The 13991-nt window shown below is 47.2% G+C and carries 8 protein-coding genes; 7 read left to right on the top strand and 1 reads right to left on the bottom strand.

Features of this window, described 5'->3' with window-relative positions; translation table 11 throughout:
- The first annotated feature begins 111 nt into the window (after positions 1-111).
- The 5 genes from DN748_RS17180 (at position 112) to DN748_RS17160 (ending at position 8384) form a co-directional block, all read left to right on the top strand.
- On the top strand, positions 112-687 hold the full coding sequence (locus DN748_RS17180; RefSeq protein ID WP_112373068.1) for an RNA polymerase sigma-70 factor: 576 nt from the start codon (positions 112-114) through the stop codon (positions 685-687).
- A gap of 172 nt (positions 688-859) precedes the next feature.
- Complete coding sequence (locus DN748_RS17175; protein ID WP_112373067.1) at positions 860-2014, top strand: FecR family protein; 1155 nt, start codon at positions 860-862, stop codon at positions 2012-2014.
- Between the two features lie 165 nt (positions 2015-2179).
- Positions 2180-5704: a SusC/RagA family TonB-linked outer membrane protein gene (locus DN748_RS17170; protein WP_201741517.1), complete on the top strand. Its 3525-nt coding sequence runs from the start codon at positions 2180-2182 to the stop codon at positions 5702-5704.
- A 10-nt stretch (positions 5705-5714) separates the two neighbouring features.
- Positions 5715-7484 (top strand): RagB/SusD family nutrient uptake outer membrane protein, encoded by a 1770-nt coding sequence (locus DN748_RS17165; RefSeq protein ID WP_201741516.1) that lies wholly within the window; start codon positions 5715-5717, stop codon positions 7482-7484.
- 57 nt (positions 7485-7541) lie between these two features.
- On the top strand, positions 7542-8384 hold the full coding sequence (locus DN748_RS17160) for an endonuclease/exonuclease/phosphatase family protein (protein WP_112373066.1): 843 nt from the start codon (positions 7542-7544) through the stop codon (positions 8382-8384).
- Between the two features lie 122 nt (positions 8385-8506).
- Here the strand turns inward: DN748_RS17160 and DN748_RS17155 are convergent, their stop codons facing one another.
- Complete coding sequence (locus tag DN748_RS17155) at positions 8507-9040, bottom strand: DUF4833 domain-containing protein (RefSeq protein ID WP_112373065.1); 534 nt, start codon at positions 9038-9040, stop codon at positions 8507-8509.
- A gap of 192 nt (positions 9041-9232) precedes the next feature.
- Between DN748_RS17155 and DN748_RS17150 the strand changes: the two genes are divergently transcribed.
- Both DN748_RS17150 and DN748_RS17145 read left to right on the top strand, forming a co-directional pair.
- Positions 9233-9610: an exonuclease/endonuclease/phosphatase family protein gene (locus tag DN748_RS17150; RefSeq protein WP_112373064.1), complete on the top strand. Its 378-nt coding sequence runs from the start codon at positions 9233-9235 to the stop codon at positions 9608-9610.
- A 103-nt stretch (positions 9611-9713) separates the two neighbouring features.
- Positions 9714-13898 carry a hybrid sensor histidine kinase/response regulator transcription factor gene (locus DN748_RS17145; RefSeq protein WP_112373063.1) on the top strand — a complete coding sequence of 1395 codons (4185 nt, stop codon included), beginning with the start codon at positions 9714-9716 and terminating at the stop codon, positions 13896-13898.
- Positions 13899-13991: the final 93 nt, after the last annotated feature.

The raw sequence follows: 13991 nt of genomic DNA, 5'->3' as shown, positions 1-13991 counted from the left end.
ATATTCTTAAAACATTATTAACCATAACATCATTTAGTCATTTTTCAGGAGTTATATTTTTGTTTTGATAAGTTTTACTTAATTTAACATCCGGATTCCTAAAATGCTACCTTGAAGAAAACAGATATAAATATAAGCCGGGAGGCCTTTAACGATCTTCTGAAAAAGGATTATAAGAGGGCCTTTGAAATTCTTTTCAGGTTGTATTACGACAAGCTTTACCATCTGGCCGGGGCGTATACGGAAGATCCGGAAGACGCCAGGGAGATCGTACAGGATGTGTTCTGCAAGCTCTGGCAGAAGAGGGAAGATATCCACAGGATAACGAGCAGCTTTTTGTATACCATTACCAGGAACGCATGCCTGGATTACCTGAAACACCGCAAGGTAGTCCTGGAGCAATCAAGAGATATCTACGACAGGGAACTGTCCGACCCGGTGAAATTTGTGCAGAACGAAGCGGCTTCAGAGATACTTCAGCAGGAACTGGAGCACAAGATCCGGCAGAGCATTGCGGCCCTTCCCGACAAACAGCGCCAGGTTTTTGTGAAAAGCCGGTTCGAAGGCATGAAAAACCGGGAAATAGCCGAAGATATGGGAATTTCGAAAAGAACTGTCGATACCCATATTCATCTCGCCATCAAGTTTATGCGGTTCCAGCTGAGGGAATTCATGACTTTATTCTGATTTTTTTTACCCTTCCGTTACGTATCCTCTTCCTTTTAGTCGTTTATTATATATACAGTTCTTAGTTCTTAGTTCTTAGTTCTTAGTTCTTAGTTGTTAGTTGATTCAAACTATAAACCATAAACTACGAACTGCAAAACTGTTAACAGATAGCAGCGTATCGCGATAACGTATGGAAAGAGAAAAGATACTACATTATCTTAGGGGATTGGCTTCTGAAGAAGAAAAGAAGGAGCTACTGCGTTGGGTCAACCGCTCGGAAGCCAACAGGGATTATTTCTATCGCGTAAAGGCGGCATATGTGGCTTCGCGGTTTCCGGATTCTTCCGGAGAGGCGGATATGGACAGGGAATGGCAGGTTCTGCAACGGTCGGTTACCTTTCGCAAAAGGGCTGCTTTTCATATACTCCGCTATGCGGCTGTTTTTGTCGTCATGCTGGGGCTGGGTGCCCTGGCCTATACACATCTTTCCGGTACCGGTCAGGAACGGCAGCAGGGTGAAGACATCCCGGAAGGGGCCATTACCCTTCGGCTGGATAACGGTAACGTAAAGATCATACGGGAAGACGGCAGTGTCGTGGTAGAAGATCCTGCCGGAAATGTAGTGGGAAAACAACAAGGCAAACAGCTGGTGTATACCGGTGGCCCTTCTGCGGGTGCAGATCACAGGCCCCGTTTAAATACCCTTACGGTGCCTTATGCCAAAACGTTTGATCTCGTGCTTTCAGACGGCACACGGATCACCCTGAACTCGGGGACTTCCATCACCTATCCGGATCGTTTTGCTCCGGGAGGAAAACGGGAGGTGACCCTTGAGGGAGAGGCCTATTTCAGGGTGGCAAAGGACAGTTTACACCCTTTTGTGGTAAATTCGGGAGATATGAATATCAGGGTGCTGGGCACCGAATTCAACGTGTCGTCTTACCCGGAAGACAAGAGTATCAATACCGTACTTGTAGAAGGGGCCGTAAGTATATACGAAGCCAGGACAAAATACAGTACGGCCAGGGCCGTAGTATTGCAACCGGGACAGATCGCCGTATGGGATAAGGCGCGTAAAAGGGCAGAGGTGGGGGAGGCCGATGCCGATCTGCATACCGCGTGGATCAATGGCCGGATCATTTTCAGGCATACTCCTTTCGAGGATATCGTCAAAAAGCTGGAACGGCATTACGACGTGGTGATCGTCAATGAGAATACTGCGTTTGAAGACAAAAACTTTACCGCCAGTTTTGATGTGGAGACCATTGAGCAGGTGATGGAAGCTTTTGGTTCCGGTTACGGACTGAAATACCGTATGGAGGGAAATAAAATAATTATTGAATAAAACCAAACCGACAATTGCCTATGTAAATAACCGCCTGCCATTTTAGGGATAGTAAGAAAACTATCGTTACCAATGATCATAAAAAAATCGGAAAATGCGCCAACATTTTCCGATCGATAAACAGTGTGATCAAAACCAATTAATCACTTAAAGCACTTCAAAAGTATGAAAAAACTGTGTAAGCCTGAAAAGTATTCTCTTTTCAGGCTAAAGAGCCATTTGAAAATGAAACTTACCCTGTTGTTACTGACCGTCTCCCTGTGTCAGATCCACGCCAATTCCACCTATGGGCAGAATACGAAAATTACGCTTCACTATAAGCACGTTGCCCTGGAAAAAATACTCCACCGTATCGAATCGCGTACACCGTATAAGTTTATGTATGACGACAGCGACCTGGACTACACCAGGAAGGTGTCGGTAAAAGCGGATAATGAGGTTCTCTCCGTAGTATTGAAAAGACTTTTTAAGGATTTTGATGTCAGTTACAAGCTGCTTGGCAGCCAGATCATCCTGTATCCCGCACCGTCGGCAACGGTGCCGGCCGTACAACAGGAGATAGAGATCAGGGGGAGTGTAACCGATGCGTCCGGCGTTCCCCTGCCCGGGGCCACCGTTCTGGAAAAAGGGACCAATAACGGGGTAACCACTGATTTTGACGGGAATTTTAGCATTAAGGTATCCGGGGAAGGGTCGGTACTCCAGGTATCCTATCTCGGTTACCAGGAGCAGGAAGTACCTGTCGGGGAACAGCGAAACCTGAGTGTCGCATTGGAGGAAAACAACACCGCCCTGGACGAAGTGGTGGTGGTAGGATACGGCACCCAGCGGAAAGTAAATCTTACTGGTGCTGTAGACCAGGTGGGGGAAGAGGTATTTCAGAACCGTCCCGTTCCCAATGTTTCACAGGGACTGGTAGGGGTGATCCCCAACCTCAATATCCGTATGCTGGACGGAAAACCCACCCAGTCTCCCGAGTTTAACGTTCGCGGAACGACCTCCATAGGACAGGGCGGGAATGCCCTGGTACTGATCGACGGGGTGGAAGGAGACCCCCGTATGCTGAACCCCAATGATATCGAAAGCGTATCGGTATTGAAAGACGCCGCCTCCGCTTCCATATACGGGGCGCGAGCTGCATTTGGTGTGGTACTGATCACTACAAAATCGGTAAAGGAGGGCAGGACCTCCATTAATTATACGACCAATTTTTCGATCAAGTCCCCTACCACCATACCCGATAATATTACGGAATCCTACCCCTGGGCCCGGAATTTCAACGATGCCTGGTCTAACTGGAATGACAACGGGAACACACCGACCGCGATCAACAAGACCATGCCTTTCTCGCCCGAATACCTGGCCGAGATCAAGCGCAGGTGGGAAGACCCGTCGCTTCCCCGGTATGAAATAGACCCGGAAACAGGGGAGTATGTGTATTTTTACAGTACAGACTGGTACGACGTACTGATGAAAGACCGGTTCCTGGCGCAGGACCACAACCTTACCTTTTCAGGGGGGAACGACAAGGCCGCGTTTTACCTGAGCGGAAGGTATAATGACCAGGAGGGGTTGTTCAGGTATAACCCGGATGATTACGAGATGTACAACCTCAGGGCGAAAGGGAGTATCCAGCTTACCGACTGGTTTTCGGTAGAGAACAATATGGAATTCTCGAAGATGAATTACCACCAGCCCCTCAATGTCGGCGAGGGAAGCGGTATCTGGCGTAATATGGCCGATGAAGGACACCCGCTGGCGCCCCTGACGAACCCTGACGGTACGCTGTCGTTTCCCGCGGCATATACCGTAGGGGATTACTATATCGGGCGTAATGGTACGGATACCGACCGGAGGTTTCTGAAGAACCAGATCTCGGCCAAAGCCGAATTCCTGGATAAAAGCCTGGTATTAAGGGGAAATTTCACCTATCAGACTACGGATATCGGGCAGAAACGAATACGGGTACAGGTGCCTTACAGCCGCTATGAGGGTGTTGTCGGTTATACGGGGACCAATACCAACGATATAGAAGAACGAAGACAGACTACCGAATATATAGCCACCAACCTGTATGCCGATTATACCAGGACTTTTTCGGAAGTTCACAACGTACACCTTCTGGCCGGGTTTAATTATGAGCAGTCACTTTACAAAAATCTCCTGGCGCGGCGCAATGGTATTGTCTATGAAGATGCCAATGACATTAACCTCGCCCTGGGACAAAGTGTGGTTACGGAAGGAGGGTATCAGAAATGGAGAATAGCCGGGGGCTTTTTCAGGGTCAATTACAACTACCGGGAGCGTTACCTGCTCGAGGTCAACGGCCGTTATGACGGTTCTTCCAAATTTCCTACCGATCAGCAATGGGCATTTTTTCCGTCGGCTTCCGTGGGATGGCGTATTTCCGAAGAGCCGTTCTGGAAGCTTGACCAGGGAATTATTTCCAACCTGAAACTGAGGGCTTCTTACGGTTCCCTGGGCAACGGGAACATCGATGCGTATTCCTTCCTGGAGAACTTTTCCATCAGTCAGTCCGGCCGTATCATTAACGATGCCCGCCCGCAGCAGACCAGTCAGCCGGGAGTTATTCCCGCCGGCCTTACCTGGGAAACCTCCACTACCGGGAATATAGGTCTGGACTTTTCCATGCTGGACAGTCGCCTGAGTTTTACGGGCGACCTGTACCGCAGGTGGACCAAGGACATGTTTACCGTGGGGCCGACCCTGCCGGCCGTTTTCGGGACCGACGTACCCAAAGGGAACTATGCCGATCTCGAAACTACAGGCTGGGAAATTGCCGTCAACTGGAAAGACCGTTTTTATGTCAATGCCAAACCGTTTAATTATGGCATAGGGGTCAATATGTCCGATTCCCGGGCCATTATCACCAAATACAATAACGAGCGTAAGATCCTTACCGATTATTATGAAGGGCAACGGGTCGGTGAAATATGGGGGTATCGTGTAGAAGGGCTTTTCCGTACGGAAGAGGAAATAGCCAATGCCCCGAGCCAGTCGAACCTGCAAAGTACCAATACCCGGAAAAATTATGTAGGTGACCTCAGGTATAAAAACCTGGACGGGGACGATATTATCTATCACGGGGAAAATACGGTGGATAATCCCGGGGATAAAACGATTATCGGTAATTCCGAACCGCGATATATTTACGGGATCAACCTGGATGCCGACTGGAACGGTATTTTCTTCTCCGCATTTTTCCAGGGCGTGCTTAAACAGGACTGGTTCCCTTCCAACGAATCGCGTTTCTGGGGGCAGTACAACCGGCCTTATAACCCGTATCCGGCCTGGCATGAAAATAATATGTTCCGCGAGGAACTGGGGAATTTTGATGCCTACCTTCCGCGGCTGGTGGGGTACAGCCAGCTCAATGATCACCCCAATGACCGCTATTTGCAGAATGTGTCCTATATCCGGCTGAGAAATATTCAGCTGGGATATACCCTGCCGGAACATTTCGTGTCCAGGTTCGGGGCGTCGGAGGCCAAGATATATATATCCGGAGAAAACCTGTGGACCTGGTCTTCCCTGTACAAATGGACCAGGGATACCGATGTGACCAATATTTACGGTTCAGACCGTGACCTGAGCGGAGGGAACAGCGGGGACGGGTATAATTACCCGATGCTGAAAGCCATTTCTTTCGGATTATCAGTCAACTTTTAATAATGAAAATATGATGAAGTTATATATATACACAGTCATTGCATTCATCCTGCTATCATTTTCAGCCTGTAACCTGGATGAAGCCCCCGTGGCTACTGCCGACAGGGATGCCATATTCGGGTCTGCCGGCGGGATGGAACTGTATGCCAATTCGTTCTACGATAACCTGCCCGGAACCGATACCGGGATATTCGCTATAGATAATACCTCAGACTATGTGGCCCGTAACGGGGTGGGGGATTACCTGGTGCCCAATGCCCTGAACCCGATAACCAGTAGTGGCTGGGGCTGGGATGAGTTGAGAAATATCAATTATTTTATAGAAAATGCGGAGACCAGCGAAGTAGAGGAAAAAGATCATTATATCGGGCTGGCCCGGTTTTTTCGAGCCCTGTTCTATTTTGATAAGGTAAAGCGTTTCGGAGATGTTCCCTGGATAGACCGTACCATCGATGTCAATGATTCCACTTCCCTTAACGCTCCGAGAGACAGCAGGTTTGATGTGATGGAAAATGTGCTGGAGGATTTGAACTATGCCATTGAAAATATTACACTGACCACCGATCCTTCCTGTACCCGTATTACCCGGAATGTGGCCAGGGCGTATAAAACGAGGATCTGTCTTTACGAGGCTTCTTTCAGGAAATATCATACCGGGTACGGCCAGCAGGGTACGGCCGGTGTGTGGTACCAGGAGGTGATAGACGAAGCCAACAATATCAATGGTTTTACTCTGCACGAAGCTGCTGATAAGGAACGGTCGTACCGGGAAATATTCATCACGCCCGCCCCTTTTGCCGACGAGACCATACTCGCCGTGGCGCTGGATCCTTCTTTACAGGTATTCAGTTCGGCAAACCGGCGTTTTATAAGCCCTACCTATGGCGACCGTCCTTCGCTGACCCGCAGGTTTGTGAATACTTATCTGAAACTGGACGGAACCCCCTTTACTGCAGATGCCGGCTATGAGACCACGACTTTCCGGGAAGAGGTAAAGGACCGGGACCTGCGTCTGAAGCAGACGATCCGCCTGGGTGATTACCACCGTACTGAGAACGGGGTACCCGTGATAGCTCCCCCCAGCCTCAGCCAGTCCTATACAGGATATCAACCCATCAAATGGTGTTATGACGAACGTTTTCCGTACGACGACGAAAGCCGTAATGACAACGCCCATATTGTCATGCGCTGGGGAGAGGTGCTGCTCAATAAGGCAGAAGCCCTTGCCGAACTGGGCAAGATGAACGATGCCGAATGGGCGGCGACTATCGGGGCACTGCGTGCCAGGGCGGGAATTACCGGTCCTTCTCTGACAACAATGCCCACTGAAGCCGATCCGTACCTGGTGGATTATTACCTCGGGAAGTTTACAGACCCGGTACTGCTGGAGGTGATGCGGGAAAGGGCCGTGGAAATGACTTTTGAAGGACTGCGCCCCGACGACCTGAGGCGCTGGCATATCGGCGAACTTTTTGAAGAAGCTTCCATGAACGGGATCTATGTTCCCGAACTGGGGGAACAGGACCTGAATGGCGATGGTATTATGGACGTGTGTTTCTACCAGGGAAACAGGCCCGAGCCTTCCAATTCGTCGGTGGTCATGATAGATGTTTCCCCGGATTCGTCATCAGGCAGGCGCAGGCTTTCGGAAGGGACTCATGGCGAGTTGATCTACAATCCGGGCGAACGGCAATGGGAAGACAGGAAATACCTCTATCCCATCCCCCAGTCCGACCTGGAACAAAACCCCGGACTGGGACAAAATCCTGACTGGGAGTAAAAGGAGCCACCTGCAACTTTTAACCTGTAAACCACAAACCATAAAAAATTTATCCACATGAAACATAAACTAACAGCTTTTTTTCTCTGTTTAATGATCCTTCCCGTGTTTGCACAGCACAGGGAAGATATCCGGGTGGCCAGCTATAACCTGCGTATGGATACCGCCCGCGACAGCCTGAATGCATGGAACTATCGCAAGGAGAACGTAAGGGGACTTATACGCTATCACGATTTTGATATCATCGGTACCCAGGAAGGTTTTTTGCATCAGTTGAAAGACCTCCTCGAACTGCAGGAATACGATTATTCCGGGGCCGGACGGGATGACGGGAAGGAAGCGGGAGAGCATTCCGCCATTTTCTACAAAAAGGACCGTTTTGAAAAAGAGGATTCCGGTGATTTCTGGTTGAGCGAGACCCCGGATGTTCCGGGAAAGGGATGGGATGCCACCTGTTGTAACCGTATCTGTTCCTGGGTAAAGCTGAAAGACAAAAAGACCCGGAAAACCTTCTATGTATTTAATGTACATTTCGATCACCAGGGTGTTGTGGCCCGAAAGGAGTCGGGCAAACTGATGGTGGATAAGATAGCGGAAATTGCGGGGGATGCACCTGTGATCTGTACCGGAGATTTTAATTCCACCCCGGAAACGGAGCAGATCGGGCGTATGAGTGCCGTTTTGCAGGATGCGTTTTCTGCTACGGAAACCCCTCCTTACGGCCCCGTAGGGACTACCAACGGGTTCCGGTTCAACGCTCCCATGAAAAACCGTATAGACTATGTGTTTGTAAGTAAGGATTTTAAAGTAGCGCAATATGCCGTCCTTACGGATTTCAGGGAGCAACGGTATCCCTCCGACCACCTGCCTGTTGTGGCCCGTGTTTATTTCCGGGAATAGGCTGTAATCAGGTTACCTGCATAACCGGTTGTAATTCGAATTGCAGCCGGTTTTTTTGCTTTCCCTGTCGAGCCCTGATAAAGAACAGGCCGCAAATGCGCTGTAGATGCCCGAAGCCGGTGTCAGTCGGTGACGACCTTTTCAGTGACGTTCCGGCCGGACTTGAAATCCCGGCCTTCGAAGAGCACATAGTCGGCTTTGGCGTTGATGTCGGAGGTCTTGTCCCTGAGTTGTACAAACATCCGGTCGAGGTACATTTTCCGGTCGTTGACGGTAAGGTAAACTTCCGGTTTTTTACCGGCATCCAGGGTGAGGTAAAACCTGGGTTTTTTAGAAGCCGCCAGGTGCAACTCAAAAAGCCCGGGCTCCAGGAGATCGGCAACCATGCCATAGGCGAGCTTTTTCTGAATGAGGTTAAGCGGCTTTTTTATGCCTCCCTGGGTATAGACGATCCGGTATTCCTCTACGGGGTCGCTGTTATCAAGCCTGTTACCATCCATCCTGGCATCGTAGACATAAGTGTTGTGATTGTTGCTGTGCTGGATATAGAAAAGCCGGGTAGGAGTGGCTTCGGGAACAGGATAATCGGCCTGGGCATGTGCCGGGAGTATGGAAATAAAGAGAAAAAGGGAATACAGGAAAAGCGGTATTTTCATAATTCGACCCGGTTTTATCGATTCCATATGTCTTATAAATTTTTGACAAATGAAAGTGATCCTTTTCAAATGTACGAATATTTTGAGTATAAATTTAACTTCTCCCGATACGGTTTGTCAGGTCTTATTTTTATAAATTACGGGCCGTTACGGAACATTTAATTCTACTTATAATTTATAAAACCAATATTGATGATTACATTAAAGAAAAGCTTATTGCCTGTTCTGCTGTTTTGCCTGAGTCTTACCGCTTTCTCGCAGGAACTCCGTGTGGCGAGTTACAACCTGCGCTACGACAGTCCCGGTGATTCCCTGGACAACTGGAAATACCGCGAAAAAACGGTGGCCGGGCTGATCCGGTTTCACGATTTTGAAATATTCGGTACCCAGGAAGGGCTCAAACACCAGCTGGAACAACTCAAATCCGACCTTCCCGGGTATGAGTATACCGGGGTGGGACGCGACGACGGAAAGGATGCCGGGGAACATTCGGCCATTTTTTACAAAACGGATAAATTCGAACTGCTGGACAAGGGCGATTTCTGGCTGTCTGAAGATACACGCTTGTAGACATTCCCACATATATTTGTTTTTCATTTTTTGTACAAGCTGAAAAAAAATACGTTCTTTACGGTACCTGCCAAATCTTTCCTGTTAATACCCGGAACGAATTATGAATAGTATCTGTACAACCCGGAACGGATTACTTTTTTTCACCGTATTTCTTTTGATAGCCTGGAAGATTCCGGGGGCTAATGGCCTATTAATTAATGGTGTTGAAGCAGATACGACCATCTGGCATAAGGATTCGCCCGACATACATTACAGGGTTATGGCAATGGATAATTCTATGGGATTGTCAAACAGTTCCGTAAACTGTATATTCCGGGATTCAGATGGTCTGCTATGGCTGGGAACCTGGGACGGACTCAATATTTTCAACGGCCGTGAATTAAGGATATTCGTTCCCTCTCTCCAAAACCGGGATGCTATCAGTAATCAGGTTATTCTCAAAATCGGGGAAGATGAGAAAGGCAATCTGTGGATACTTACCATGTATGGCATCAACCATTATATAAAAAAAGAGGACCGGTTTCAGCACTTTTTCTTTCAGCAGGAAGATACCTTACCGCACTCCCGTCCAGAATATAATTTTGCCATAAACAGTGAAAAACAGATAGTTTGTGCTGCCAAAGGCTGGGGACTGGGATATTTTTCGGGAACCCGTTTTGTCCGGATTCGGGATGAGAGGGGAAGTTTCCAGCATGAGCTGTTGCAGCACTATTCCGTGAAAAAAATGGAATTTGTACAGGAAGGAATGCTGGCTTTGCTACTGGACAACGGCAGCTTATACCTTTTATCAGTTCACAAAAATGCTTCCGGGGAGATGGAAATTTCACAAAGCCTTTCCGTAGGAGAACACATAAAGGAGTTTGAACGCTCTGGAAATGACATGTTGCTGCTGGAAGAAGACGGCATGGTACGGCATTTCAGAATATCCGGAAGGAAACCAGAAAAGGTACTTAACGGTATATCAGGTTTTAAGGGAAGGATATCAGAAGGGGTGGTCATGCAGGGAGATGAGGGATACCTGCTTTTTACTGATGACAGGAGAATGGTTATCCCTGCATGGCTGAAGTTACTCGACAAGTATAATGTCAATACCATTTATCGGGATAAAGACAATATATTATGGATTGGGACCGATGGAGACGGCGTTCTGAAGGTACGTGAAGAATATGAGGTTTTTCATAAGGTGGACACCCAGGGCATCAGCCAGTTAAAACGATCTATCGTAAGGGCTTTTGAGAGGGATATGCAGAATAATTTATGTATAGGAACTAAGGGAGAAGGACTGATTGTAGTCCCGGAAAGTGATTTCCGGAAACTGCCGGGAGGCAGCTATAGGACTTTCAATAACAAAAATAGCGGGGCAAACAATTTTATCTATGCACTTAAGGCCATAGATGAGGGTTTGATCCTGATCGGTTCTGACGGAGAAGGTATCCAGGTATACGACATCCGAAGGGGGAAGGTGATTCCATGGAAAGAGATATCCGGAGATAGACAGGGATATTATTTTGGGTCGGTATACGCTATATATCAGGATGATGAAGGGTATATATGGTTGGGAACCAACGGATACGGTCTGGTAAAGTTAAGTCTTTCCAGGCAAGGAAACGGTGTCGTTGCAGATGTGCTCCGGGTTTTTAATACGCAGAACAACAGTCGGCTCAAGAGTAATATCATTTATGCCCTGACGGAACGGAACGAAGACCAGTTATGGGTAGGGACCCGTCTGGGCGGATTGCACCTTTTTGATAAAAACAGGGAAACTTTTAAGGTGTATACCCACGACCCCGGAAATGACAATACCATATCCAGCAATGACATCCTTTATCTTTATAACGATCGTCGGGGAAAGCTTTGGATAGGTACCAGTCTGGGACTAAACGGCCTCGGTTTTCAGGAAGGGGCCCCGGTATTTGAAAAATATACCATCAGGGATGGCCTGGCCAATAATACAGTGCATGGTATCGTACCGGATACTGATGATAACCTCTGGATTACAACGAATTTCGGATTGTCTCATTTTATAAAAGAAGAGGAAAAGTTCGTGAACTATTACCAGGGAGACGGACTTCAGAATAACGAATTTGCAGACGGAGCCGTATTTTATGACCGCTACTCCGGTCAAATATTTGCTGGGGGTATCAGAGGATTCAATTATTTTGATCCTTCCGAGATACTCCCCCTTTCTGCCACGATACCCGATCTGTATATCGAAAAGATCGCAGGGCCCAATACATCCATACCTTATTACCGTTCGCTCCTTGTAAAACCGGGAACACAAAATGTTGCCGACCTCGACCTTAAATACAATCAGAATTTCTTGAATATATATTTATCTGCCCTGAGCTATATCCGGAATGATAAGATACAGTACGCCTATCGCCTAAATGAATTCGATATGGACTGGAACCATATCGAAAATACCGGGAAGATATCCTTTACCAATATCCCTGCAGGGACTTATGGTTTATGGTTAAAATGGACCAACGAGGATGGAATATGGTCTGAGCCTGTGGAAGCCATACGGCTAAAGATTCACCCCCCCCTGTGGAAAACCGATGTGGCCTATGTCTTTTACGTTCTGCTGATATCTGCTTTTTTGTGGTTTTTGTACAGTTACAACCAAAAAAAGCAAAGGTTGAAACAAAACATACTGTTCCAGAAAAGAGAAGAGGAGATCCATCAGAACAGGCTGACCTTCTTTACCAATATAGCGCATGAACTTCAGACTCCACTTACCCTGATGATGGGGCCTGCCCATAAGCTTACCGGGATTATCAAAGGGGCAAAAGCTCACAGCTATCTGGATATGATCAGGAATAATGCTTCAAGGATGTTGTTCCTCATACAGCAATTGCTGGAGTTCCGTAAGGCAGAATACGGCCACTTGGAGGTCATGGTTCGCAGATTTGATACAGCCGGCCTGTTGTCACAGCTTGTCGGGCTCTTTGATGAATGGGCAAAACAGAAAGATATCCGTTATCAGGTCAATATACTCGAGCCATTGAAAGGATGGTATGATAAAGACAAGATGGAAAAGATCATTTTCAATCTCCTTTCCAATGCTTTCAAATATACCCCGGAAGGAGGTGATGTACAGTTTGCAGTACGAATGATAGACGAAGGAGAAAAAAGGATAAGGATCAAGGTCTCGAATTCGGGAAAGGGTATCCCCGGGGATAAGCTGGACTCCCTGTTTGACCGTTTTGCGTCTACTGATATTGTAAAAAAACAGGATATTTATCCCGGTGCCGAAAATGAAATTGTCCGTACGGGAATAGGCCTGGCTTACATCAAAAAGCTGACAGACGCCCTGAAGGGGACAATCCGGGTTAAAAGTGTCAGAGATAAAAAAACAACCTTTACCATAGAACTGCCTTGTGCAGGGAGTTCCTTTACCCCCCTGCAGCGACAGGTTTCTTCCGAAGCGGTGTATATTTCCTCTCATCTTAAAAACTTATTTGACACCAATATAGATTTTCCCGATGCTACCAGACCCGTTACCTTGAAACCCGGAGAAGAGAACCGGAAAACGGTAATGCTGGTGGAAGACCAGTACAACGTTCATCACTTTATCCGGTCGCTCCTCCGGGAGAAATATGATGTGATTTCTGCCTATAGTGGTGAAGATGCCCTGCTGAAATTAAAGGAAGCATCCCATCCCGATCTTATCGTAAGCGATATCTCGATGGCCGAAATGTCCGGTATTACATTATGCCGTATGGTAAAAAGTGAAGTGGAGACCTGTCAGATCCCTTTTGTATTGCTTACTGCAAGGGATTCTTACGCCACCATGGCAGAAGGTCTGGAAAGTGGGGCAGACGCCTATATCCCCAAACCTTTTCATCCCGATTACCTGATGGAACAAATTGAGAAACTACTCAGCAGGAACAAACTGATACGGGACCATTTTCTCAACAATCCTTCCGTAATTACCAGCATAAAGGTACCGGATGATGAAACTGAAAAGTCTAGGGCAGAACGGATTGTTGAACTAATCCGGGAAAACATGGCCAGGGAAGACCTTGCGGAAATCCTGGAGCAGGAACTTGGCATGAGTTCTTCTACCTATTACAGGACAGTAAGGGAATTGTTCGACCAAACTCCTGGGACACTGATCCGGACCGTAAGACTTAAATATGCAGCTACCCTGTTGCGTGAAAGTTCCTTGAATATTTCGGAGATATGTTATCGCACCGGTTTTAACAACAGGTCCTATTTCTTCAGGGAATTTAAGAAAATGTACAATACATCGCCTAAAAATTATAAAATCAGGAATAAATAAGTGTTTAAAATGCTGTAATACATGTTTTTGCATTGTTAGTGTACATTCTTGAAGAAATAGTATATTCTTTTTTTTGCTCAAAAATATATGTTT

It is taken from the genome of Sinomicrobium soli (genome assembly GCF_003285545.1).
Classification (GTDB): Bacteria; Bacteroidota; Bacteroidia; order Flavobacteriales; family Flavobacteriaceae; genus Sinomicrobium.
The sequence above is the reverse complement of the archived record's forward strand: the minus strand, read 5'-3'. Positions and strand labels throughout refer to the sequence as shown.

What these genes read in the sequence shown, in the direction of transcription:
- DN748_RS17175 (WP_112373067.1), top strand. Translation starts at nt 860, where the DNA reads ATGGAAAGAGAAAAGATACTACATTATCTTAGGGGATTGGCTTCTGAA.
- DN748_RS17170 (WP_201741517.1), top strand. Translation starts at nt 2,180, where the DNA reads ATGAAAAAACTGTGTAAGCCTGAAAAGTATTCTCTTTTCAGGCTAAAG.
- DN748_RS17165 (WP_201741516.1), top strand. Translation starts at nt 5,715, where the DNA reads ATGATGAAGTTATATATATACACAGTCATTGCATTCATCCTGCTATCA.
- DN748_RS17160 (WP_112373066.1), top strand. Translation starts at nt 7,542, where the DNA reads ATGAAACATAAACTAACAGCTTTTTTTCTCTGTTTAATGATCCTTCCC.
- DN748_RS17155 (WP_112373065.1), bottom strand. Translation starts at nt 9,040, where the DNA reads ATGAAAATACCGCTTTTCCTGTATTCCCTTTTTCTCTTTATTTCCATA.
- DN748_RS17150 (WP_112373064.1), top strand. Translation starts at nt 9,233, where the DNA reads ATGATTACATTAAAGAAAAGCTTATTGCCTGTTCTGCTGTTTTGCCTG.
- DN748_RS17145 (WP_112373063.1), top strand. Translation starts at nt 9,714, where the DNA reads ATGAATAGTATCTGTACAACCCGGAACGGATTACTTTTTTTCACCGTA.